This window comes from Paenibacillus taihuensis (assembly GCF_003386535.1).
GTDB lineage: Bacteria > Bacillota > Bacilli > Paenibacillales > Paenibacillaceae > Paenibacillus_Z > Paenibacillus_Z taihuensis.
The window spans coordinates 1-23,828 of sequence record NZ_QTTN01000009.1 but is presented as its reverse complement, the minus strand read 5'-3'; the positions used below and the strand labels follow the sequence as shown (position 1 = coordinate 23,828).

Genomic DNA, 23,828 nt, shown 5'->3' with positions numbered 1-23,828 from the left:
ATTATGCAATCAAAGGGCGAACTGCGCAGAACGAAAATGCTGGAGCATATTAAGCAATCCGGTAAAGCAACCGTTAGCGAGCTAATGGACATTACTGAGAGCTCGATCGCTACGGTCCGCCGTGATCTGGAAGCGCTGGAGCAAGAGAATTACATCATCCGCACGATTGGCGGGGCGGTCTATGATGAGGGCAACAGCGGCAGTCGCAGCAATGCGGCGGAGCTTGCATTTGCCGATAAACGTTCGGTCAGCAAGGAAGGCAAGGAGCGCATCGCGGCGGCCGCTGCGGCAATGGTCGAAGAGGGCGATGTCATCTGCTTAACAGGCGGGACGACGACGTTCCTCATTGCGAAGGCGCTGAAAGCTCATCAGAACATAACGGTCGTCACGAACGCCGTCAATATTGCGGCAGAGCTGTTCGATGCGGAGGGCGTTCAGGTCGTCGTATCGGGCGGCGTCATGCGGCACAAGAGCTATGAGCTGATCGGACCGCTGGCGGAGAGCGTCATCGAGAAGCTGAACATTACGAAGATGTTCCTCGGCGTCGATGGCGTCTCGAAGGAGCATGGCTTCACGACGCATTCCGAGCTGGAAGCGCGGATTGCCCAGCTGTTCATCGCCCGGTCCAGCCAGGTGTATGCGGTCTATGACCAGACGAAGCTGCACAAGTCGGCGCTGTTCACGATTATTCCGTACGATGGCGTAACGGGCGTTATTACGGACCTTTAATCTTTAGTCTCGAATCTCGAATCTCTAATCTTTAATCTCTAATCATTAATCTCTAATCATTAATCTTTTCATGGGGAGGATGGATGAAGCCATGATTCACGCCGCCGTAATCGGCGCAGGCAGTCGGGGGATGTTCGGCCTCGGCTCCTATGCGCTGCGCAAGCCGCATGAGATCAAGTTCATTGCCGTAGCGGAACCGAACGAGGAACGCAGGCTGAAGTTCGCGAAGATGTACGGCATCGCGCCGGAGATGCAGTTCGAGAGCTGGGAGGAACTGCTGAATCAGCCCAAGCTATGCGAGGCGCTGCTCATTTGCACCATGGACCAGGAGCATTATGAACCGACGATGAAAGCGCTGGAGGTCGGCTATCATATTCTGCTGGAGAAGCCAATGTCGCCGAATCCGAAGGAAGCGCTGCTGATGGCGGAGGAGGCGGAGCGTCGGGGCCGGATTCTCACCATTTGCCATAGCATGCGGTACTCGAACTACTTCCGCACTGTGAAACAGCTGCTCGATCAAGGCGCTGTCGGCAAGCTGATGACGATCCAGTGGACGGAGAACGTCGGCTTCGCACACCAAGCGCACAGCTTTGTCCGGGGCAACTGGCGCAACAGCACCTTGTCCAGCCCGATGCTGCTGCAGAAGTGCTGCCATGATCTCGATTACTTGAAGTGGATCATCGGCGGCAGCTGCAAGAGTGTGTCGTCCTACGGTAGTCTGTCGTATTTCCGCGAGGAGAACGCACCGGAAGGATCAACCGCCCGCTGTACGGATGGCTGTAAGGTGGAACATGAATGTCCGGTGTCGGCGATCAAGCTCTACCTGAACGAGAAGGACGAGTGGCCGCAAAATGTCGTCTCGCTCGAACCGACGATCGAAGCGCGGCTGCATGCTCTCAAGCACGGGCCGTACGGCAGATGCGTGTTCCGGTGCGATAACGATGTCGTCGATCACCAAGTCGTGAACCTGCTGTTCGATAACGACGTGACGGTGGCTTTTACGATGACGGCATTCACGCGCGATACGAGCCGTTCCTTCAAGATCATGGGCACGACCGGCGAGCTGCTCGGCCATTCCGGTACGAATGAGATCGAGATCCGCCACTTCTCCGGCAAGACGGAGATTATTCGGCCAGAGCAGCAGGAGGGCTCGCACAGCGGAGCCGATTCGGTGCTGATGCAGAGCTTCGTCCGACAAGTAGAGACGGAAACGTCGGGCGTCAGCTCGGGCATGGAATCCGCGCACAGCCACCTGCTTGTTTTCGCCGCTGAGAAGTCACGCTTAACCGGCCAGACCGTATGCTTCGAGAGCTATATTGAAGAGCTGAAGCAGCAGCCGTAACGCCACTGAACAAAGACCTGTAAGACGGACATTTGATCGCGATGTCTGTCTTGCGGGTCTTTTTGTTATTGGAGTTGTACTCATTGTACTTTGCAGTTGCACGCACCAATCGGATGACCTGTAAAAGTGTTATATATCAATTTATTACCGCTATATACGGGCTCTGCGGATGTCCTTATAATTAGGCTAAGTCGTAAGCGCTTACTACGAATCCAATGCAAAGGAGCATGAAAATGACGCAAAAATTAATCGCGGTCTCTCCTAGAAAAGCAGCATTGTTCGAATATGAGGATGAAGCCGTCCAGGCGCATCAAGTGAAGGTTCAGATCCAGTATGCTTCGCCGAAGCATGGCTCCGAGCTTGCCGAGTTCCGCGGAGAAAGCCCGCATGTGAACGATTACTACAACGAAGAATGGCATGCGTTTATTCCGCGGGACGATACGAACAAGTCCGATAAATTCGGCAAATGGAACTTGGGTAACCAGTGGGTTGGCATCATTGTTGAAGCAGGCAGCGACGTGACGGATTACAAAGTTGGCGACCTTGTATGCGGATACGGAGGCATTCGGGAGACGCATATCGTGAACGCGGTCGATAACTACTATTTGCTCAAGATGCCGGATACGATGCCTTGGAAAAATGCGCTGTGCTTCGATCCCGCTCAGTTCGCGCTTGGCGGTATCCGGGACAGCGGCTTGCGGATCGGCGATACGGTAGCGATCTTCGGGCTTGGCGCGATTGGCGCGCTTGCCGCTCAATTCGCTCGACTGGCGGGAGCCAGCTACGTTGCGGTCATCGACCCGATTGCCAGACGCCGGGAAGCGGCACTTCGCGCAGGAGCGGATGCGGCGTTCGATCCGCTGTCGCAAGATATTGGACTCGAGCTGAAGAAGGCAACCGGCAAGCTCGGCGTCGATGTCATCATCGAAACAAGCGCGAATGGAGGCGCGCTTCAATCTTCGCTGCGCGGTTTAGCGTACGGCGGGACGATCGCTTATGTCGGCTGGGCTCGCGCGTTCAAGGGCGGCCTCGACTTCGGCCGAGAAGCGCATTTCAACAATGCCAAGATCGTGTTCTCCCGCGCATGCAGCGAGCCGAACCCTGACCATCCGAGATGGAGCTGGAGACGGATCGAGAACGAGTGCTGGGCGATTTTGCAGACGACTAGAGTCAATTGCGAGGAAATTATCGATCCGGTCATCCCATTCGCGGAATGCGCGGAGGGCTACGAGGAGTTCGTCGATCAGCATCCGGAACGAAGCGTCAAGCTGGGCGTACGCTTCTAAATTTTATCGCCATTGCATGCTGTAAGGGAGGGAACAACGTGAGTGACAGCTTGAATCTGCTGCTCGAGCATGCATCGCTGCATATCCATGGGTTTGACATTCATAGCCGCAGAGAGCTGAAAGTGTTGGGTCGCGTCCTTCCCTGTTATGTGATGTCTTATCATAAAGAAGGCAAGGCAACTTTGCGGCTTGGAGATACCATCTATCCAATCGAGAAGGGGCATGTCGTACTCATTCCTCCGAATTGCGAGCATGATCATTACAAGGATACGAATGAGGAATCGGTGTTTCTCTGGTGGCATTTTACGTTCCAAATCGCCGGTTTAATCGATGTGTTCCGTCTGTTCCAGCTTCCGCTCGTCTTCCGGCTCGAGAATACGTCGGAGTTCGAGCAGGCGTTTCTTCAGTTTCAAAATTCCGCGACCTCCCGTAAGGCGTCACCGGGATTTCTCCCGACCCGCATTCTGGAGAAGGCCAAATCGCTGGAGCTGCTGTACCATATCCTCGTTTCGGCGATGAATGAGAATGCGGTTAACCAACCCGATTCGCATGCGAGCAGCTTTCTGGACATTTTGGCGGAAATTATTCAGCATCCGGAGCAGGAGCTGTCTCTAAGCAAATTAGCGCAGAAAATCCAGATGCATCCGACGTATGTCAGCAACCGCTTCAAGGAATTGTTCGGGAAGTCTCCGCTCCAGGTTCATCGCGAGATGAGAGTGCTGAAGGCGAAGACGCTGCTCACGACCAGCGACTTATCGATCGGCGAAATCGCGCTTGCGGCAGGCTTCAGCGGAATCCCGACCTTCAGCCGATTATTCAGAGCCTATGTAGGCGTTCCGCCTTCCCAATATCGTGAGCTTAATAAACCGATCGGCTTCGAAACCTAACCAACTTTATGACGAAAAGGAGTCATGCCAGTGCGCTTCGCATTGCAGGACAGATTGATCGGCAAGAGCGGCTACAAGGATATTTTTGAAGAGGCTGGGCAACTGGGATATGACGGCGTAGAAATTACGCATCACGGAGCCCCGCTCACGCAAGAGGCAGCAGATGACATCATCGTCGCTTCCGAGCGATCAGGCGTTGCAGCCAGCGCTGTATGCGGCGGTTACCGCCATTGGATTGGCGATTTTAACCGCGACCAGCGGCTCGAAGCGGTAGCTGGCATCGCCCAATCGATGGAGCAGATCAAGCGAATCGGCGCGCAAGGCCTTATCGCACCAGCAGCCTTCGGCATTATCTCCAGAGGCGTCCCGCTGTCTCGCGATGCCGCAGGCGATCAGGAAGCTTTGCTCGATTCCTTATCGAGAATCGCGGAGAAGGCCGAGCAGATCGGTGTCTATCTATTGCTGGAGCCGCTTAATCGCTACGAGGATCATATGATTAATCGAGTCGAGCAGGCTGTCTCACTCATCGAGCGTACGGGAAGCTCGCGCATTAAAGTGATGGCTGACTTCTTCCATATGAATATTGAGGAAGCTGACCTCACTGCAACAATCGAGCAGCACTACAATCACATCGGCTATTTCCACCTTGCGGATAGCGCGAGGAAGGAGCCGGGGACAGGACATACGGACTTCCGGCAGCCTTTTGCCAAACTACAAGAATTGCGTTATGACGGCTTCCTATCGCTGGAGTGCGGTTTGTCGGGAGAGAGAAGCACGAGCTTGGCGGGTGCGCTTCATTATTTGAAGGTTAGCGCGCAAGTTTAGTTCGCAAGCATGGTGTAGAACGCAAGCTTTGTGTAGTACGCAAGCATTGTAGGCGTCCAACCGCTCTGACCGCCAAGGCTATAATGGATAAATCCACTCATTTTGCTCAGATTTAACGATTTTGCTCGGCTATAATGGATTTCTCCACTCATTTTCGGCTGAATGGGCGAATTCGATTCGGCTGTTTTTGAGCAAAAGTGAGTGGACTTATCCAACATCGGCTGCATTTTAGGTGTTTGAGGTCGTTCTAGAGTGGATTTTTCCAATATAGATACGAGACAACTGGCGAAATGATATCCTCCTCCTCGGAAATCTCAGCGATCCTTCAAAAGGGTCGCTTTTTTGTTTTCCCGCAACATTTTTGCAAATCTATAAAATGATGAACAAGCGATAATTCCGCTCATAGCTTTTCCGGTAGGCTTCTTTTATGTTGGGAGTAAGTTCGATACAGCCTTTCACATAAGGAGCGATGACGCGGTGGGAAACGAGACCAATGTGGGACGTCTCTATCAAGGTCCCTTTCAAATTGAACAAGATGACGGCTGGTACACGATCTATATGACAACGCCTTCGCAGGAGCCTGTCCGCAATCCGGGCATGGGGCTAATCGCGTACGCTTGGGAAGAGAACGGTCCGTCGCTGAAAGCAAGGAAAGGGGAGGAGACGCTGGAAGAGCATGTGGAGAAGCTGGCTTCGCTGCCATTCGTCGACGTCCTCTACATTCGCTGCGATTGGCGGGATGTGCAGTCGCAGCCAGGCGAGCTGAACCTGCATCCGATCTGGGACATTACGCTGAACGCCGCGAAGCGCCACGGGCTGCGGGTCGCTTTCCGCATCCAGCTGTCGAGCCCGAATATTCAGCCGGAGCGGCTCGCGATGCCGGACTTTCTGCTTGGTCAAGTGCCGCTCGTCAATATTGGCCAGTTCAAGGATGGCGCGGACTTCGATTATTTCGAGCCTCGCTATGACCATCCGGCGTTTCAGGCTGCATTTGGCGACTTGAATGAGCTGCTCGCCGCGCGCTTCGACGGCGATCCCCTAATCGAGTTCGTTGATCTCATGATGTACGGCTTCTGGGGCGAGGGGCATACGAACGACTTGCCGAATCCGTTCCCGAACTACGCCATCGCCGAGCACACGTTCATGGCGATGACCCGGCAGCAAATCGAACGCTGGAAGCATACGCCGCTAGCGGTGAATACGCAGCCGGACATTAGCCGGACGGGCAATCGCACGGTGAGAGAATATGCGATGGGCGAAGGCTGCTGGGTAAGGACGGACAGCATCATCCTTGATGAGCCGGAGCAGATCGAAGTCATTGCGAACCGGGCACCGCATACGGCGGCTATTATCGAAGACGGCTATTACCGTCATTTCCGGCTGGAGAAGCTATCGTTCGATAGCGCGAACGTCGATGTGATCGCGAATTCGATGCTGCATGCGCTCGATATTAGCGGCAGCTACTGGGGTTTATGGACAGAAGCCGAAGCGATTGCGGTGTACAACGAACAGTACCCGGAAGGCCTTCATACGCTGCAGCGCAAGCTAGGCTATCGGCTTCGTCCGGCATGGGTGTGGCAGCGCAAGCGGCTCGGCACGGATGAGCTCGTGTTTGCGATGATCAACGACGGCTCCGCCAGCGCTCCGGGCACGCTGTGGCTGGAAGCGACCGGGCAAGACGGCGAGAAGCTGCGCGGGAAGCTCGCTCCCGGCTGCCCAATCCCGGGCAAGGTAAGTCTCGTGTCGATGACATTGCCGCAGCACTGGCGGGGGGAGGCGATTCAGCTCGCCATCCAGCTGGAAGTAAGACCTGGCGTCATTAAGCTGCTGAACTGGGCTTGCGCGCAAGCGATCAATGAAGACGGCACGCTGACGATTCAGCTGAAGGCGCACGAGGATCAGGATTGGCGGTGCGGCGTCTGATGATGAGCGCGGGCGGAATTCGAATCGGCGTCATCGGCTGCGGCTGGCATTCCCGGGCAGCGCACGGTCCTAGCTTGAAGCAGCTCAAATCGGCGTATCCAGAGCTCGGGCTCGCCGCCTGCTGTGACATCAACGCAGAATCGGCGGAGTCGTACCGCGCCGACTATGGTTTTGATCGGGCCTATACCAGCTTCGAAGCGATGCTTGGGGAAGAGCAGCTCGATGCGGTCTGGGTTCTCGTCCCCGAGCATCTGACGGCGTCGGTTTCCATGAAGGTGATGGACGCGGGCATCGCCCTGCTGCTGGAGAAGCCGCCGGGGGTGAACACGGCGGAGGTCATTCAGCTCGCCGAGTATGCGAAGGAGAAGGACATCAAGCATCGTGTAGCGTTCAATCGACGGCATGTTCCGCTCGTACGCGCGCTGATCGCTAAGCTGCAAGAACAGGAGAAGCAGGGCAAACATATCTACAGCATGACGTATGACATGATTCGCGTGAGGCGAACGGACCCAGACTTCTCCACGACGGCAATACACGCGATTGACGCGGCGAAATGGATTGCAGGCGCTGATTACGAGAGTCTGCGCTTCCGCTACGACGACCTCTCCGGAATAGCCGGCGGGCTCGTGAATATTGCAGCGGAAGGCACGTTCCGGAATGGCATCCGTGTGCAGCTGAATTGCTATCCGCATTCGGGCATGGCGCGGGAGCTGGTGACGGTGCGAGGCGAAGGGTTCACGTATGAGCTGTATATGCCTCTTATGGAGAACGCGGGCAGCTTCACGGGGTTGATCTGTTCGGAACAGGGCCGCGTGGAGACAATTGCCGCAGAAGAAGATTGGCAGCGTGCGTTCGGTTTCTACGATGAGAATGCCTCATTCCTGAACGCTCTTCTCACTAGTGCTGATCCGCTCGATCAGGACCTCCGCTCTTCGATCCAATCGGTCGAGATCATGGAAGCCATTCGCGGCCGGGCAGAGGCCTATTACGCATAAAAGCCAACTAACCACGCAGCCAAAACGCGAGAAGAGCCGCTTAATCCACCGACTGGGTCAGGGACTCGCGGCTCTTCTCAGCCTTCAATAAGATATTGCTGCTTGCGGAATTCGCTCGGCGTGACGCCGCTGATCTTCTTAAACATCCGGTTGAACGAATTTATATTCTGGTAGCCGACCTGCAAGGCGACGTCCTGAATGCGCATGTCATCGGCCTTCAGAAGCGACTTGGCCAGCTCAATCCGGTAGTTGTTAATGTAGTCGATGAAGTTCATGCCCGTCTTCGTCTTAAAATACGTCGATAAGTAGCTCGCCGAGATACCGAGCTTGTCGGAGAGAATATCAAGCGTGATGTCATGTTGATAATGCTGCTCCGTATAGCTCTTCACGAATGTAATAATGTTGTCCTTCTCTGCCTTCTTCTCGTGAATGCGACCAATAACATAGGTTAGCAGCGAGGTTAAGTACGATTGCAGCTCCTGCATCGTACAGCTGCATCTGAGCTTGCCAAGCGAAGTGAGATACCCCTTATATCCCAGCAAGTCCAGCTGCATGGAAGAAGCGGTCTTCGCCGACAATTGAACGATACTCTCAGCAAAATCATAGAATTGATTCGCAGTCGCGCCCTTCTTGTCCATCACACCGAGCACCTTGGCTATGAGCCGAAGGACTGCATCCTCGTTACCCGCCGATAGATTCGCTTGCAGCTCCTGTTCTTGAAGCCCGCTCATGACCGCCTGGTAGTCCGGCGGTGCGTCTGCTGAAGTCAGGATCTGTGCAGCGCCTCCGAGCTTGCGGTATTCCATAATCGACTGCACCTGCTCATAGGCACGAGTTAAGTCAGCGGAGCTCCGATACAAATTGCCGACGCCAATCGTCATAGACCAATAGCGTTGATCCAGATCGAAGACGGCTTTCAAGCTGGTAAGAAAAGCTGGCGGTTCCTCCTGCACCTGACCGCCGATAACGAGCGACAGAATAAGGTCTTGCTCAAGCTGTATCGTCTGCGTCTCCACATGCTCTTTCAGATGAGTGTCCAAATATTCTCGCACGAAGAGGGAAGCCTTGCCCTCGTCGGCATCAATTTCACGGGAGAAGCGCGGCGTGAATTGAAGCTGGAACAGCAGCAGTCGGTACGGCTCCTGCACGTTGAAATCGTAGTATTCCTGATCCTTGACGTTAATGTTCTTGATTTTATTCAGAAAAGCATAATAGCGCAGCAGCGAGTTTTTGCGGGCATCGGCATGGTGAGTGGTATTGCTTGTCTCCACAAGCTGGCGGACTTGGTCGTGGATGTATTTGAACTCATGGATGCTGCTCTCCGATCGAGGGGACGGGGCATTCAGCTGCTGGATGGATCGCATGATGCTTTTAACCGGATTATGGAACCGTTTCGTGAAGAACCAAGCAGCACAGACGCTGACCGCCGCGAACAGAATGAGCAGTGTAAGCAGAATCGTATTCACCTGGCTAATCTGCGCCGAGATGAGATTGTCCGGAACGATCCTCATATAGCGAATGCCGGTAATAGAACCGGTCTTGTGGAAGTAGTAGATGCCGTCTTTCTTCACGAAGCTAGTATGGCTCGTTGAAGTTGTTCGCGGCACGGATTGAAGCTCTTTGTCGCTGACGTTATCTGCCGCGAGCTGCAAGCCGCTTGCAGCGAACATGAGGAACGGCTCGTCTGGCGAATCATGGAACTCCTGCAGCATGAGATTCTCATCGAGCATAACGATCACTTGATAATCCGGGAAGAAGTTATTGCGTACGACAACGGGTATAAACCGACCTTTGGCAGACATGACGCTGCCGGCCTTCTCCTTGAAGTCGGAGGCAGGCAGGATGCTGAGGCTGCCGCTGCCCGTGAACTGCTTCGTCCAGAAGCTCGGCGGATACGAATCACTCTTATAGTACTTCGAGAACAGCTCGTCCGCTCGGACGCCGCGATCGCCGGAAATAACGAAGTTGCTCTTCTTCAGATAGATCAGAATGTTCTGTACCGCGATCTCTTTATGGCTAAGATAGCCGTTAATCGTTCGCATGAGCGCACGGGCATTCAAATAATCGACGGTGGGACGGTTCAGCGTCTCCAGCTTCTCATCGAGCAGCAGATCAAGTCCAATATTACGGATGTGGTTAAAGTGGTTCTCGTATTTGTCGATCGTTTTGTTCATGCTTAAGGTGTTGTATTTGATCACTTCATCAGTGGCATGGTTGTTGAGAAGGGTGAAGGAGAAGAAAAAGAATGAGATGAGTGGAACGAGTATAGCTAGAAAGCTGAGCAGCAGCTGCAGAAACAAGGAATTGGACGCTCGCCTGAGACGCTCGGTTTTTCCCATTGTTTTCCTCCGTTTCATGTGGAATACATGAGATGAAACCATCGTAGCACCTAAGCATCCGAATTGGCAAGATAGAAGAAATTTAGATATGAAAAGGATATTTTCACAATTGCTGCTAGTTTTGGAGGACGGTCTATACGATAATTAGAAGCAAACGCCAGCAGCTGTGAAAGGAGATCGCGCCATGATAAGAGGGGTTTCGTGCTTGCTTGCCGCTTTCATGCTCGCCGCCATTGCAGGCTGCAGCGGCGATAATGCGATGTCTAATGTGCCCGATGAGGGGAATGCCCCTGCTCCCCTTTATGCTTCGGATGCAGTGCCGCGGATCAGTTACATAGACGGTACGTGGGATTCCCAGATTCCTGCACCGGACGGTGCCGCCGTACAAGCGATTGATGCTAAATTCGGCATCGACTTCAAGCCGCAATTTTATTATATGCAAGAATATCCGGACAAGCTGACGGTGACGATGGCTAGCGGCGAGCTGCCGGACATGATCGGCTTCGAGTTTCCGGACAGCCGTTTCGTGAAATGGGCGCGGCAGGGTGCTTTTCTGAGGCTGAACGATCTTATCGCGCGTTATCCGACACTGTCCCAAATTCCGCAAAGCGCTTGGAGCTCCGTCTCCGTCGATGGCAGCATCTATGCGATTCCGCGCTGGTTCACGAAGAAATACGGCAAGCGGCCGGTGATCCACAAGGATTGGCTCGATAATCTCGGACTGAAGATGCCGACGAACTATAAAGAGCTCAAGGATGTGCTTATTGCCTTCACGAACGACGATCCCGACCGGAACGGGAAGAACGACACGCTTGGGCTTGGCATGTCATCGGTGGGGACGGGCATCCTGTACGGCGCGGCAATGAGCGTAGGCTACGACTCCTCAGCATGGTACTATCGCAACAGTGCGGGGCAGCTCATTCCGGGCACGATCACCAGCAGCAATAAAGAGCATGTGCAGTTCCTTGCGGAGCTGTACAAGGCTGGGGCGATTGCGAAGGATTGGCCGGTCTCGAAAATGAGCGACGTTCGCGATGCCTTCTTCACCGGACAAATCGGGATGTACTTCGAGCAGCCATACGATTTCAATGAGAAACGTTTCGCCGGACTAAGACAGCTGCAGCCTTCCGCTGTTCTAGCCATCATTCCTCCTTTCGTGCAGGATGACGGTCAGAGCGGTTATATCTCCTCCGGCAATGGAATCTACCAGCTGATAACGCTGAATGCGAAATTAGTGCATGACCCGAAGAAGGCGGATACGATCCTCGGCATGCTGGATTATATGAGCACCTGGATTCCGTGGGAGAAGCGGGTGCCGGGAAATCCGGACTTCGATTGGCAATACGGCGGCGTAGGCGTAGGCTACGAGATGAAGGAAGGCAAGCCGGTCGAGAAGATAGACGCGCAAAGCCTGCGTCCCAAGAACTACTTAATCAGCCGCTATTGGGCGCCAAGCGAGGAAGTGCTGCAGCCGCAGAACGCGGTTACCGATCCGCTGGCGAAGCAATTTGTGACGGATGCGGTAGAGACGCTGGAGCATGTGAAAATGTACAAAAACCCGGTGGATTATATCGATTCACCGCTGCGCAATGAGAAGGAGTCAGAGCTGGAGAAAGCTTTCACCGATCATGTGACGCGGATGATTATTGGCGAAGAGCCCATGGCGAACTGGGATGCCGCTGCCGAAGAGTATTTGCAAAACGGCGGACAGGCGATTATTGACGAGGTCAATAAGCTGCTGAAGAAGAAGGGCATCGAGCCGGGTTGGGAATAGAATGAGAGAGAATCGCAACTAGATCGAGTTCGTGTCCGAGGTGCTAAGCGCCTCGGACTTTTTTGATAGCAATCGCGTGATTCTCGAGAAGCTGCCCAAGTAACCCTAGCAAGATGGTGCCCGAATTGCGGCCGTTTTGTCCACTCGTATGATTCTCAGCAGGTGGGACGGAGCTATGTTGGATTTTTCCACTCAAAGATCCAGATATTAAGCTGTATTTGGCGCTATGTTGGATTTCTCCACTCATTTTCGGGCGGAAAGGCCCATTTCGATGAAATCGAGCTGAAATGAATGGATTTTTCCAATATAGCTCGTCTATTTCCGACAAGATCGCTTTCTATGTTGGATTAATCCAACACAGCTCCTCTTCTTGGCAGTTTGCGAGAGCGATGCCCAGCAAGATGGTGGCTGACCGAGATCGCACTTGAAAAACTAGTCTAGTCAGGTTATCCTGCTCAACTGGTCGATTTTCTAACACCTTCATCATTTTTCACCTGATGTAACATATCGCCCAGGAAGTCAAAGAACAGCCGATGTTCATCCCGGGCCTGTTCTTCTAAGCTAAGATGGAGGCGGTCAGCCTGTTATGCCGTCCATCACTGGAGGAGGACACAAGTCGATGAGCCACATAGAAGCCAAACAATTGTACGCATGGTGCAAGCTGCCGGCATCTGAGCTGAGCGGGCATCCGCTTCGGAAGATCCCGCTGCGGATAGTGAGCGACTCCGCTGCGATGGGGCTGCTCATGGCAAGAGAGTTCGCAGATGATATAAAGCGTGCAAATGGAGAGGAGCGGCCGTTTCGTGCCATCGTGCCTTGCGGGCCGAAGGCTTGGTATGAGCCGTTCGTTCGTATCGTGAATGAGGAGCGGATCTCGCTAGCCCGCGTGACCGTGTTTCATATGGACGAATGTCTGGATTGGCAGGGCAGACCGCTGCATCCCGATGATCCGTACAATTTCAGATCATTTATGGAAACGCATTTCTATGGCGGCGTTGATCCCGAGCTTGCGGTTTCTGCGGAGCAGCGGTATTTTCCGGTGCCATCCTCGATTGAGCTGATCAAGGCAAAGATTGCCGAAGCCGAAATCGATCTGACGCTCGGCGGCTGGGGACAAGACGGCCATCTCGCCTATAATCAGGCGCGCAGACATCCGTACAGCGCGATTACGGTAGAACAGCTGCGGAGCTCTGAGATTCGTGTGCAGGACAACAATCCCGATACGATCATCGCGCTTGCGCAGCGAACATACGGAGGCGCGTACCAGTTCGTGCCGCCGATGTCCATTACGCTTGGGATGAAGGAATGCTTGTCGGCACGAAAGGTGCGGATATACAGCGATACCGGTGCTTGGAAGCAGACGGCGCTTCGGGTCGTGCTATTCGCGGAGGAGACGGCGGAGTATCCGATGACGCTGCTGCAATCGCATCCCGACGCCCTCATCACCGCAACGCTGGAGACGGCGACGCATCCGATCTCCGAGCATCCGGAGTGGGCGTTTAACGAGGTGAACGTATGAGGGTGAAGGTGCTTAGGTCGGCGAGCGGCGGGGATGGATTTCGGTTTACGAGGGTAATCGGAACCGGGGGAATCGGCTCCGGCATTCTATTCCAGCTTGCAGATGCGCATACGCTCGGCAGAAATGAGAGTCGGCTCGGCGAGCTGACAGGCAACTGGGATTACTGCAAGCTGCATATTATTTGCCACTATCCGGCGGTGCTGCTCGGAGACGGCATTGATCTCTATCCCATCGGCAAGCTAGGGAAAGACGCTGAAGGCTATGCGCTGCTCGCGCAGCTGGAGGATACCGGCATGTCGGCTGCTTACGTGGACATGGTCGAGGACGCGCGAACCTTATTCAGCGTCTGCTTCCAATATCCCGACCTCTCCGGCGGGAATATAACGACGTCGAACAGCGCGAGCGGGCTGGTGACGGCGAGCGATATCGGCCGCGCTCTGGCGGGGCTGCCGCCAGCTGCCGGCGGCGAGCTTATGCTGGCGGCGCCGGAAGTGCCGCTGGAAGCGCGAATAGCGCTCCTTGCGGAAGGACGCGCAAGGGGCAGCTTTAATGTCGCCTCGGCGCTGGCTTCCGAGGCGGATGCATTCCGCCGGTTAGGCGGCTGCGGGCTGACCGACTTGCTCGCGGTCAACCGGGAAGAGGCGCGCTGCATCGCCGGCTTGGATGAGACATGCGAGGACGGCGGCCGTGAAATCGCCGAGCGCTGCTACGAGTTATTGAGAGCCGAGCAGCCGGACATTCGACTCATCATGACGGACGGCGCGGACGGCTGCTACAGCTATGCAGCGGGGATCGGCGTCCATACGCCGGCATTGCGAGTTGCGGCGGTCAGCACCGCAGGCGCGGGCGATGCTCTGCTCGGCGGCGTCATTAGCGGCTTATGCTGCGGGCTGCCTCTCATGAAGGAGCGCGCTGACGCTGTCTTCGGCGAGACGCCGCTGTCGAGTGCGGTAGAGCTTGGCGTGCTGCTCGCCGCGCTAGCCGTTACATCGCCGCATTCGATTCATCTGGATGCGGACGCGGGGCTGCTCGGGCAGTTCGCAAGCGAGCACGGACTTGGGCTTGATGCTGCATTTCACCGCATGCTGCTGCATGAGGAACAAGTAGAGGAGGAGAGCGGAAGTGGCCTATAAATTACGGCTCGTGCAGCGGTTTCATGCCGCCAGCAGGGCGGAATTTCTGGAGCTGGAGCAGCAGTTCGCGAAGCTGGAGCGTAAGATTGACGCTTTCCCGAAGGGCAGAAGATACCTGCCCTACAGCGGCAGGGAAGCGATGAACACGCTCGTCTGGGAATGCGAGTTCGAGACACTTGAGGCAGCGAAGCAGGCGGTCGCTTTCCTCGAGCAGGATGCGAGGCACGAGGAGCTGGCACGGCTGCAGCTGCCGTATTTCCAAGATTCGTACACGGAAATTTATAAGCTGCTGGAGTTGGAGGAGTCCGAATGACGAACCTACTGCCTATGCCGATTGAAGCGGTCATTCCGGAGCGAAACATCGTCGTGATCTCCCCGCATTACGACGACTTCCTGTTCTTCCTGGGCGGTTATGTGAAGGAGCTTGCGGAGCAAGGGCTTCTCCATACGAAGCGGTTTCGCATCGTGAATGTCTTCTCGCGCAGCAATTACTTGGCACATACGGGATGCGGCAACTTCGACGCGAGTCTGGATCGGGTGAAGCTCGCTACGGGTCGGAGGCTGCTTGAGGATTTAAGCTGCATCGACGAGCTGCTCGGTCCGCACAACTATGGCTACGAGCTGCTTGGCGAGAACGAATGCTTCACAAGGGGCAAGCAGCTGGCGGACAGCGAGATGGAATTTCCGCATGGGATGTATCCGGATTTCACCGAACAGGATCATGAGATCTTCGCGCGGATGGTGGCCAGAACGAAGGCGTGGGCGACGCTTCCGGATACGGCGCTTGTGTTTCCGCTGGCGTTCAAGGAGCATATCGACCATTTTATCGTTCGCGAGGCTGCGGTTCAGGTTGCCGGGGAGCTTGGCGGCGAGGCATCGGCTGCGATTTATTTTCAAGAGGATAAGCCTTATGGGGGCATCGCGACGGAAGAGGAAATGGCGAGAACGGAGGCCTGGATCGGCAGTCATCCGCTCGAGAAGCGCGTCTATCGTCATCACCCGGAAACGGTCGTTCAGCTGGCGTTCAAGCATTATGTGAGCCAAGTGGATGATGTGTACCGCGTCGGCGTTTTGAACCGGGCGAACGCGCTGCGCAGCCAGTATGGAACAGCATTCCCGTGCGATCAATTATACCGTTACGAAATTTGAAGGAGGCGTGGTAGAGGATGAGTTACCAATACGACATCAGGTACGACACAAGTGTTGGCGAAGCTTTTCCGGAAAGGCTGCTCTCTGCGGCAGGCGGAAGCGGCAGCAAGCCCAAGCTGTTCTTCGTGCCGAGCGTCAAATATGGACGTGAAATCGTAGAGTTCATCCGCCGCACGGGCGTTCTATACGAGACGGTGACGATCGACCGGGCATGGGATCTCAACAAATGGGGCTTCGGCGACTTCTACGACATCCGTGCCTCGGTGGACGACCAGCATATCATGTACGACAACTTGGAAAAGGCGCTCGCGAGCGAGGAGCATTACGATGTGCTCGTCATTCCCGGCGTGAACGGCTGGGCGCATTTCACTGCGGCAACGAGAGCCGCCATCCTTCGCAGAGTGGAGAACGGAGCGGGACTTGTGCTTATTCGTCCGTTCCATGGGGAAGACAAACCGAAGTCGCCGGAACTAGTAGCGTTGTCGCCTCTCGTCAATCTGTTCGAGGAAGGCTTTGCCGTCGACAACAATGCGGGCGAGGGCTATCCGAGGGTTCGATTCGACCTGCTGCGGTCGGATAAATGGGTAGCGCCGGCGGAGGGGCATTATGTAACAAAAGGCGTGCCGCTTGAGCTGCTGCCATGCGAGGAGCTGGCTTATTATCCTTATGAAGCAGCTGACGGAGCGGAAGTGCTGATTGCCGGCGCGAATGGCGCGCCGATCGCGGCTGCACGCGAGTATGGCCGCGGCAGAGTTATCGCCTTCGGTTATTTTCCCCGCGACATCCTGCCGCAGCATAAGGATTATACCGGCAAAGAGTCGACGTTCGATGCCGTTATTGACCGATGGCAAGGCGTGCGGAGCAGCTGCAGCTTCGCGTTTCTGGAGTCGTTCTATGAGCTGATGCTTCGCAGCGTCGTGTGGACTGCCCGGCGCGAGCCCGATTGTGTGCTGGAGCTTGAGTTGGTGTCGGATCAGCCAAAGCATAAGGCAGAACATCAGCCGTCGGCTTGGCATATCCGCACATCAGGCGCGGTGGCTCCGGATGAGATTCGCTATACGATCAAGAACGGCTATGACGACGTTGTTGACACGGGTGTCTGTGGGAGCGACGGCTTGCTGGAACTGGCGTCGAAGCCTGGAATCGCCGCTGGCGGGGAATTCCGCGTCGAGCTGAACGCTTATGCGGCGGCTGGGGAATTGCTGGACTTCGCCACGTACGGCTTCTCGGCACCGCTCGCAGCAAGCATCACTGAAGCTGAAGTCAGCCATCAAACCGCTGTAAGCGGCGATCTGATCGAAGCGAGCTTCCAGCTGCAAGGAGGTCCCGGCAGCTTAACGGTGCAGGCCGTCGACGATTACGGCCAGGTGCTGCAGCAGTCGGAGCATGAATTCAGCGGCGACGGCGTTAAGCTTGTGAAGGCCGAGCCTTATCGGGTTGGCGCTTCGTTGAAATCGATGCACGTCACGGTGCAGGCTGACTTGCGGGTCGGCGGCACGCGCATCCAGCACTGGAGCGGAAGTCCAATCGTCGTGACGCCGGAGCAGCGCCGCATCGACGACTTCGAGGTGTTCACGGCACCGCAAAACCGCGGACATGGCGATTTTCTCGGGCTGGTCGGCGATCTCTTCCGAGAACTTGGCATTACAGGGCTCTATCCCGGCAGCGCGAAGACCCTCACGATGTCAGGCGCAGAAGGGCTCGGCATCTACTGGTATCATCGTGCGCCCTATGCGGAGCGCAAGGAGAAGTACTACCGAACGAAGAATAAGCAATACCTGGTTCGCGTCCCTTGCTTGAATGATCCTGCGTTCTGGGAGGGAATGGAGCAGAAGATAACGAGCAAAGTGTCGATGTTTAAGCATTTTGGCCCGATCGCTTATTTCGCGAACGACGAGGGCTCGCTGACCTGCTACACTGACGAGCTCGATCTATGCTTCTGCCCATACTGCATGCGGGAAATGCAGGGATGGCTGAAGCTGGAGTATGGCGGCAGCATTGCGGCGCTGAACCAGTCATGGGGCAGCTCCTTCGCTGAATGGGAGGAGGCGATTCCATACACGCGGGAGGAAGCCCGGGGAACAGCGCGCTATGCGCCGTGGGCGGATCATCGTCGATTCATGGAGCATACCTTCGTCGAATCGTACCGCCGGATTGCTTCTATCGTGCGAAGCGTTGACGAGGGCGGCGTCATTCGGATGTCGGGCTGCCAGGCATCTACTGCTTATTCCGGCTACGATTACTACCGGCTTCATCAGCATGTTGGCTACTTCGAAGCGTACGGAGTCGGCAACCAGTATGAGTTCCATCGTTCTTTTGCTAGACCGGGAACGATTATCGGCGGCTGGTTCGGCTACGGCGTCGATGGCGTAACTGCACGCCACAGTGTGTGGCATGCGCTTTATCACGGGCTTACGCTATGTAATCTGTTCTGGGAATACAGCCTTATCAATCCCGACTATACATTTAGTACGAGCGCCTTGGATTTCAGCGTGCCGTTCAAGGAAATCCGCGAAGAGGGCATCGGCAAGCTGCTGCTTCACGCCTCGGAGCGCGATCACTGCGGCATAGCTGTCCATTATTCGATGGCATCGGTTAGAGGAACGAATATCGCGGGAGACAAGACGCGCTTCGAGAAGAACCGCCGGGGCTGGATTCATCTGCTGGAGGATTGCGGTTATCAGTACGTCTTTCTCGCGTCGCAGCAGATCGAAGCAGGGGAGCTGCAAGAGCGGGGGTTCAAGCTGCTTGTGCTTCCATACTCCATCGCGCTTAGCGCGGAAGAAACGGAAGCAATCACGAGATTCGTCCACGATGGCGGCGTCGTCATTGGCGACTTCCAGACCGGTTTGATGGATCGGCACTGCGAGAAGCTTGCACGGGGGCAGCTCGATCCGCTCTTCGGCATCGATAGGTTATCGATGGAAGCAGAGCCGTTCTATATCAACGAAGAGTTCGTGCCGAATGCGGAGTTCCCGTACTTCAAGCTGGATGAAGGCATGCATGGCGTTCGGTTTGCCGAGTTCGGCATTCGTTCGGCCATCGGGCATCCGGCTTATCGCGACGACTTCATGCGCAAGGTCAGCGCCGCCCACGTGAACACGGTTGGCGCAGGCATAGCGGTGTATCTGAACATGGCGATGGCCGACTATGCGGAACGTCGGGATCGAGGTCCGGACGGCGCTTCCATGCGCGCGCTGCTGCGGGAGCTCATTGGCCTGTCGGCTGCCGGGAAGCCGGCCTCGCTGCTTGAGCCTGACAGTGGCGCGCCGGTTCACGCGGGCTACGAGAGCATCTATTACCGTAACGGCAGCGCAGCTTACGTTGCGACGATAAGAGGCATGTCCGGCAAGCGGGAGCTCGGACATGACGGTCTTGCCGTCGGCGCGGGCAAGAAGCAGCAAGGTGAGGCGGAGCAGCTGCGATTCGCATTCGCTAAGCAGGCGCATGTGTACGATATCCGCGAGCAGCGCTATCTGGGTTTGACCGATACGGCGGATTTCGCGCTTGCTGAAGGGGATACGAAGCTGTTCGCGCTGATGCCATGCCGCGTCGGGGGCATCGGCCTGTCTTCCCCGAGCCTGCAATGGAAGCGCGGCGAGGCGGCAGCTGTCAGCATCGCACTGCTCCTAGAGGACGAGGCACAGCAGCACCATTTTACAAGCGTCATCTGCTTCCAACTGACCGACCCGGATGGAAAGCGGCAATGGCTGTATGATGAGAATATTGCTCTGATTGGCGGCTCGGCGTTTTTACACGAACTCGTTATTCCATGCAATGAACGGACAGGGACGTGGACGATTACAGCCAAAGATACCGCGACTGGCGTCTCTGCACGGCTGGAAGTGACTATCGTTTAATTGGAACTCGGAAACGGGAGGAACGCGAAAATGGACGATTTTTTGACGGCGCATGCATCTTGGCTGCACACGGGAAGCTGGCTAACGAAGAATACGGCGATTGCTTGCGACATTTCTTTCATCAGAGACATTGTAGCAGAAGCTGCAGTAACACTTATCCCTGAAGGCGAATCGGCGTACCGAGAAGTTGCGTTCCAGATTGGCGTGCCGGTGGCGGTCCGCCATGCGATCCGCGAGCAGCTGGGATGCGAGTATGCCGAGCATGAGGAAAGCTATGTCATTTATGCAGATGGCGACGCGATCACCATCTACGCTGCGCATGAGCGAGGCTTCATGTACGGGGCAGAGACATTGGCGAAGCAGGTAGATCGCAGGCTAGGCTACTTGCCATCAGGCTTGCTCTACAATGAGCCGGTCTGCTCGGTCAGAGGGTTGAAGGTGTACCTGCCGACGGAGGAAGACATTCCTTACTTCAAGCGTTTCGTCGATATGCTCGTCTATTTCAAATACAACACGATCGTCATCGAAGTCGGCGGGGCGATGGAATATAAGAAGCATCCGGAAATTAACGAAGGCTGGGTGCGCTATTGCGAGGAAATGTACGAGTACAGCGGGAAGACGATTGTCATCCAAGAGCAGACCTTCAACTGGTACAAAAATTCCATCCATGCCGAGAACGGCGGCGGCCGCTATCTGTCGCAGCAGCAGGTTCGTGAGCTGGTCGATTACTGCAAGGAGCGGTATCTCGACGTCATCCCGGAGGTGCCGAGCCTAAGCCATTGCGATTACTTGCTCATTAACCATCCGGAGATCAAAGAGCGTCATAACGATCCGTACCCGGATACGTATTGTCCGTCCGACGAGCGTTCCTACGAGCTGCTGTTCGATGTGCTGGACGAGGTGCTGGATGTGTTCCAGCCGCGAACGGTTCATATCGGTCATGACGAACTGTACTCCATAGGACTGTGCGACAAGTGCAAAGGCAAACCGGCGGAGCAGCTGTATGCCGACGATATTAACCGCATCTATGCGTATTTGCAAGAACGCGGCGCGCAAACGATGCTGTGGAGCGAGAAGCTGCTGAACGCGATTACGTCCGATGGCAAAACATACGGCGGAGCGGAGCGGCGTATGGTCGATTACTATACGGGAGCCGATTTTGGCGAGACGATCCCGGCTACGTTCAAAGCGATTGACCTGGTGCCGCGAGATATGCTGATGATGCACTGGTACTGGGGCATTGAGCGGCATTTCGAACAGCAATATTTTGACCGGGGCATGCCTGTAGTCTACGGCAATTTCGATGGGCCATCCTTCGTCGATTGGAGTACAAGGCTTCGGCAGAAGCCGCTCGGCGGCATCATCTCGAACTGGAGCGCGCTCAAGGAAGCGAACCTGCAGCGCAACGGCGTGCTGTTCTCGATGGCTTACGCCGCTTATCTGTTCTGGCGGGATAACTATGATGACACGATGCATGAAGAGACGGCGAGCCTTGCTTTCAAGGAGCTGTACCGATATCGCTACAGAGAAGCGCTGCGCCAAGCCGGAGCTGCTGTGGCCGATGGTGCTGCCGAGGGAACCGCCTATATCGAAGTCGTGCACACGACCGATCATCTTCGCGAATACCACCAGTTCATCGACGGCATCTACTTGGATAACCGGGAGTACCGGATTGGCGAATACGTGCTGGAATACGAGGACGGATCGAAGGCGAGCGTACCGGTCACGTACGGTTTCAACATCTCGAACAAGGATCGATTCTGGAACCGGAAGCTGTCTCGAGGAACGATTCATACCGCAGCGCAGTATGACGTCGATGCCATCCTGATGGAAGCGGCTTTCACGTCTTTGCCGATTCAGATTGGGGACGAAACATACTATAAATGGCTGATTGAGAACCCGCATTCGGACCGGACGGTAACGGCGGTCAGACTGCTCGTCGACAGTCCGGTTGGAGGGAACATCACGGTGAAGGAAATGAAGTTCGTCCCTGATCGCGAGGGGGCTTCGAACGAGGAACCGAAGGAGCAGATCCGCATTATGGGCGAGGCGAATTTGGCATCGAATTAGTCAGTTGGTCTGTTTGTTAGAAAACATGAAAATGGTGAGGGACATAAAAAACCGACGATTGGTTTCTCGTCGGTTTTTCACTATATTGGGGTCATTCTTCAGTGCGGACGGAGGTGGTAAATGTTCGTTAGTAGGCTTGCATCATGCTATGCGCAACGCGGATGATGGTGAAGTTCCAACTAAGGAGGATGAAGATGAGAAGAAGACAAACGGTTTATGTGTTCATGGCAATGCTGCTTGTACTGGGGTTGATTGGATTTACGCCTGGCGCGGGCAAGGCGTACGCAGCAACGCTCTATGAGGTTGGGCCTGGCAAGACGTATGCCAACATCGGCGACGTGCCTTGGGAATCGCTGAACGCAGGCGACCAGGTGAAGATTTATTGGCGCTCTACGCCATACAAGGAGAAGATCGTCATCTCCCGCATGGGAACGGCGGCTGCGCCGATTACGGTAACGGGCGTGCCGAACGCGAGCGGGCAGCGGCCTGTCATTGACGGCAATGGCGCAACGACCCGCGCCGCGCTTGATTTCTGGAACGACAACCGTTCCGTCATCAAGATTGGCGGGGCACGCTTCTCGGGCAGCGCGTCCGATCCGTCTACCGGCAATTTGCCGAAGTACATCACGATCGAGAACTTGGAAATTCGCGGCGCCAAGCAGAGCTACACTTACAAGAATAATGCGGGCACGACGGTTAGCTATCTGAAGGCGGCTTCTCCGATCTTCGTCGAGTACGGCGAGAATTTGACGTTCCGCAACAATGTCATCACCGATGGCGGCAATGGCTTGTTCGTTGCAAGCACGGATGCGGGCGTATCCCGTAACATTCTCGTCGAAGGCAACTATATTTACGGCAATGGGAACAGCGGCAGCGTGTATGAGCATAACATTTATACAGCTGCGGTCGGTATAACCTTCCAGTACAACCGGCTCGGCGACCTATGCAGCGGCTGCACGGGCAACAATCTGAAGGACCGCTCCTCCGGCACTGTCATCCGGTACAACTGGATTGAAGGCGGCAATCGCCAGCTCGATCTCGTCGAAGGCGACGACACAACCGTGATTAGCGGCGATGCGAATTATCACAAAACCTATGTTTACGGCAACGTTCTCATTAAGCCGAACGATACCCGCAACCCGCAATTCGTCCACTACGGCGGCGACAACGGTACGACCTCCCTATACCGCAAAGGAACCCTCTACTTATACAACAACACCTTCATCTCGAATCGTGCGACTTCGGCGACCTTGCTGCGCCTATCGACCAGCTCGGAAACAGCGGATGTGCGGAACAATGTGTTTTATAAGAGCGTATCCGGTTCTACCCTCAATATTATCGACCAGACGGGCACGGCCAATCTGTACAACAACTGGATTAACACAGGCTATGTGAACAACGCGAGCGGCTCCGGCGGTACGGTGACCCACTCCGGCACGATTACCGGCACCTCCCCAGGCTTCACTAACTTCTCTATGCTCGACTTGCGTCCGGCGACTGGCTCTGCGCTTATTAACGCAGGCACCTCGCTGTCAACTGGCGCAAGCTCCTATCCAGTCAACATGGAATATGTGAAGGATCAATCATCGATTGCACGCGCGGTACACAGCACGATCGATATCGGCGCATTCGAGAATTAGCAGGATAGCGGGAAGAGCCGATCCTTCGGTTCCAATGTCATTAAGTTAAGGTGTTGAACCAAATATCTATGCAAAGGAGCAGGTTATCGAAAGATAGCCTGCTCCTTTTTTGCGTGAAAAAGAGTAAAAGAACTTGACAAGCAGTTGAAAATGTGTGGCGAAGCCCCTTGAAAAAACGAGGAGGTTTCGCCCATGAATACGTACGCGAATTCACTAAAACAAAAGCTGACATCCCTTATTCAAGAAATGTCAGCCGCACCAGCACTGTATGTCAAAAACCCCGAAAAAGACTTTACGCGAAAGAAAAAGTTACCCTTTGAAACGGTTATGCAGCTCCTGATCTCAATGGGCGGAAAC

General features: G+C 55.2%; 16 protein-coding genes. 15 read left to right on the top strand and 1 reads right to left on the bottom strand.

The genetic code is table 11. The annotated features are described in order from the left end of the window. Window positions 1-3 precede the first annotated feature (3 nt). From A8990_RS09695 to A8990_RS09660, 7 genes are all read left to right on the top strand, one after another. The gene (locus A8990_RS09695; RefSeq protein WP_245995928.1) at window positions 4-729 is read left to right on the top strand and encodes a DeoR/GlpR family DNA-binding transcription regulator; all 726 of its coding nucleotides are present in this window, start codon (window positions 4-6) and stop codon (window positions 727-729) included. Window positions 730-820: 91 nt separating this feature from the next. Next, complete coding sequence (locus A8990_RS09690) at window positions 821-2,071, top strand: Gfo/Idh/MocA family protein (protein WP_116188830.1); 1,251 nt, start codon at window positions 821-823, stop codon at window positions 2,069-2,071. A 233-nt stretch (window positions 2,072-2,304) separates the two neighbouring features. After that, a complete protein-coding gene (locus A8990_RS09685) occupies window positions 2,305-3,357 on the top strand; it encodes a zinc-dependent alcohol dehydrogenase (RefSeq protein WP_116188829.1) in 1,053 nt (350 codons plus the stop codon). A gap of 38 nt (window positions 3,358-3,395) precedes the next feature. Continuing rightward, window positions 3,396-4,244, top strand: coding sequence for an AraC family transcriptional regulator (locus tag A8990_RS09680; protein ID WP_181909491.1), 849 nt, complete (start codon window positions 3,396-3,398; stop codon window positions 4,242-4,244). 30 nt (window positions 4,245-4,274) lie between these two features. Beyond that, a complete protein-coding gene (locus tag A8990_RS09675) occupies window positions 4,275-5,069 on the top strand; it encodes a sugar phosphate isomerase/epimerase family protein (protein ID WP_181909490.1) in 795 nt (264 codons plus the stop codon). Window positions 5,070-5,546: 477 nt separating this feature from the next. Continuing rightward, window positions 5,547-6,992: a hypothetical protein gene (locus tag A8990_RS09665; RefSeq protein WP_116188825.1), complete on the top strand. Its 1,446-nt coding sequence runs from the start codon at window positions 5,547-5,549 to the stop codon at window positions 6,990-6,992. Beyond that, window positions 6,980-7,987: a Gfo/Idh/MocA family oxidoreductase gene (locus tag A8990_RS09660; protein WP_245995941.1), complete on the top strand. Its 1,008-nt coding sequence runs from the start codon at window positions 6,980-6,982 to the stop codon at window positions 7,985-7,987. Before A8990_RS09665 ends, A8990_RS09660 begins: the two co-directional genes overlap by 13 nt. Before the next feature lie 77 nt (window positions 7,988-8,064). On the opposite strand, the gene A8990_RS09655 is transcribed toward A8990_RS09660, so the two are convergent. Beyond that, entirely contained in the window at window positions 8,065-10,326 is a 2,262-nt protein-coding gene (locus A8990_RS09655) for a helix-turn-helix domain-containing protein (RefSeq protein WP_181909489.1), read from the bottom strand. 184 nt (window positions 10,327-10,510) lie between these two features. Here A8990_RS09655 and A8990_RS09650 point away from each other — a divergent pair, with 184 nt between their 5' ends. The 8 genes from A8990_RS09650 (at window position 10,511) to A8990_RS09615 (ending at window position 23,471) form a co-directional block, all read left to right on the top strand. Further along, window positions 10,511-12,100, top strand: a complete 1,590-nt coding sequence (locus tag A8990_RS09650; protein WP_116188822.1) for an extracellular solute-binding protein — start codon at window positions 10,511-10,513, stop codon at window positions 12,098-12,100. 619 nt (window positions 12,101-12,719) lie between these two features. Beyond that, window positions 12,720-13,619 carry a 6-phosphogluconolactonase gene (locus A8990_RS09645; RefSeq protein WP_116188821.1) on the top strand — a complete coding sequence of 300 codons (900 nt, stop codon included), beginning with the start codon at window positions 12,720-12,722 and terminating at the stop codon, window positions 13,617-13,619. Then, window positions 13,616-14,752, top strand: coding sequence for a carbohydrate kinase family protein (locus A8990_RS09640; protein WP_116188820.1), 1,137 nt, complete (start codon window positions 13,616-13,618; stop codon window positions 14,750-14,752). The genes A8990_RS09645 and A8990_RS09640 overlap by 4 nt, the downstream gene beginning before the upstream one ends. Further along, a complete protein-coding gene (locus A8990_RS09635; protein ID WP_116188819.1) occupies window positions 14,742-15,065 on the top strand; it encodes a hypothetical protein in 324 nt (107 codons plus the stop codon). The genes A8990_RS09640 and A8990_RS09635 overlap by 11 nt, the downstream gene beginning before the upstream one ends. Further along, the gene (locus tag A8990_RS09630; protein WP_116188818.1) at window positions 15,062-15,901 is read left to right on the top strand and encodes a PIG-L deacetylase family protein; all 840 of its coding nucleotides are present in this window, start codon (window positions 15,062-15,064) and stop codon (window positions 15,899-15,901) included. The genes A8990_RS09635 and A8990_RS09630 overlap by 4 nt, the downstream gene beginning before the upstream one ends. 17 nt (window positions 15,902-15,918) lie before the next feature. Then, window positions 15,919-19,761, top strand: coding sequence for an alpha-amylase family protein (locus A8990_RS09625; RefSeq protein WP_116188817.1), 3,843 nt, complete (start codon window positions 15,919-15,921; stop codon window positions 19,759-19,761). 30 nt (window positions 19,762-19,791) lie between these two features. Beyond that, complete coding sequence (locus A8990_RS09620) at window positions 19,792-21,831, top strand: family 20 glycosylhydrolase (protein WP_116188816.1); 2,040 nt, start codon at window positions 19,792-19,794, stop codon at window positions 21,829-21,831. 194 nt (window positions 21,832-22,025) lie between these two features. Then, entirely contained in the window at window positions 22,026-23,471 is a 1,446-nt protein-coding gene (locus A8990_RS09615; protein WP_116188815.1) for a polysaccharide-degrading enzyme, read from the top strand. Window positions 23,472-23,828 lie beyond the last annotated feature (357 nt).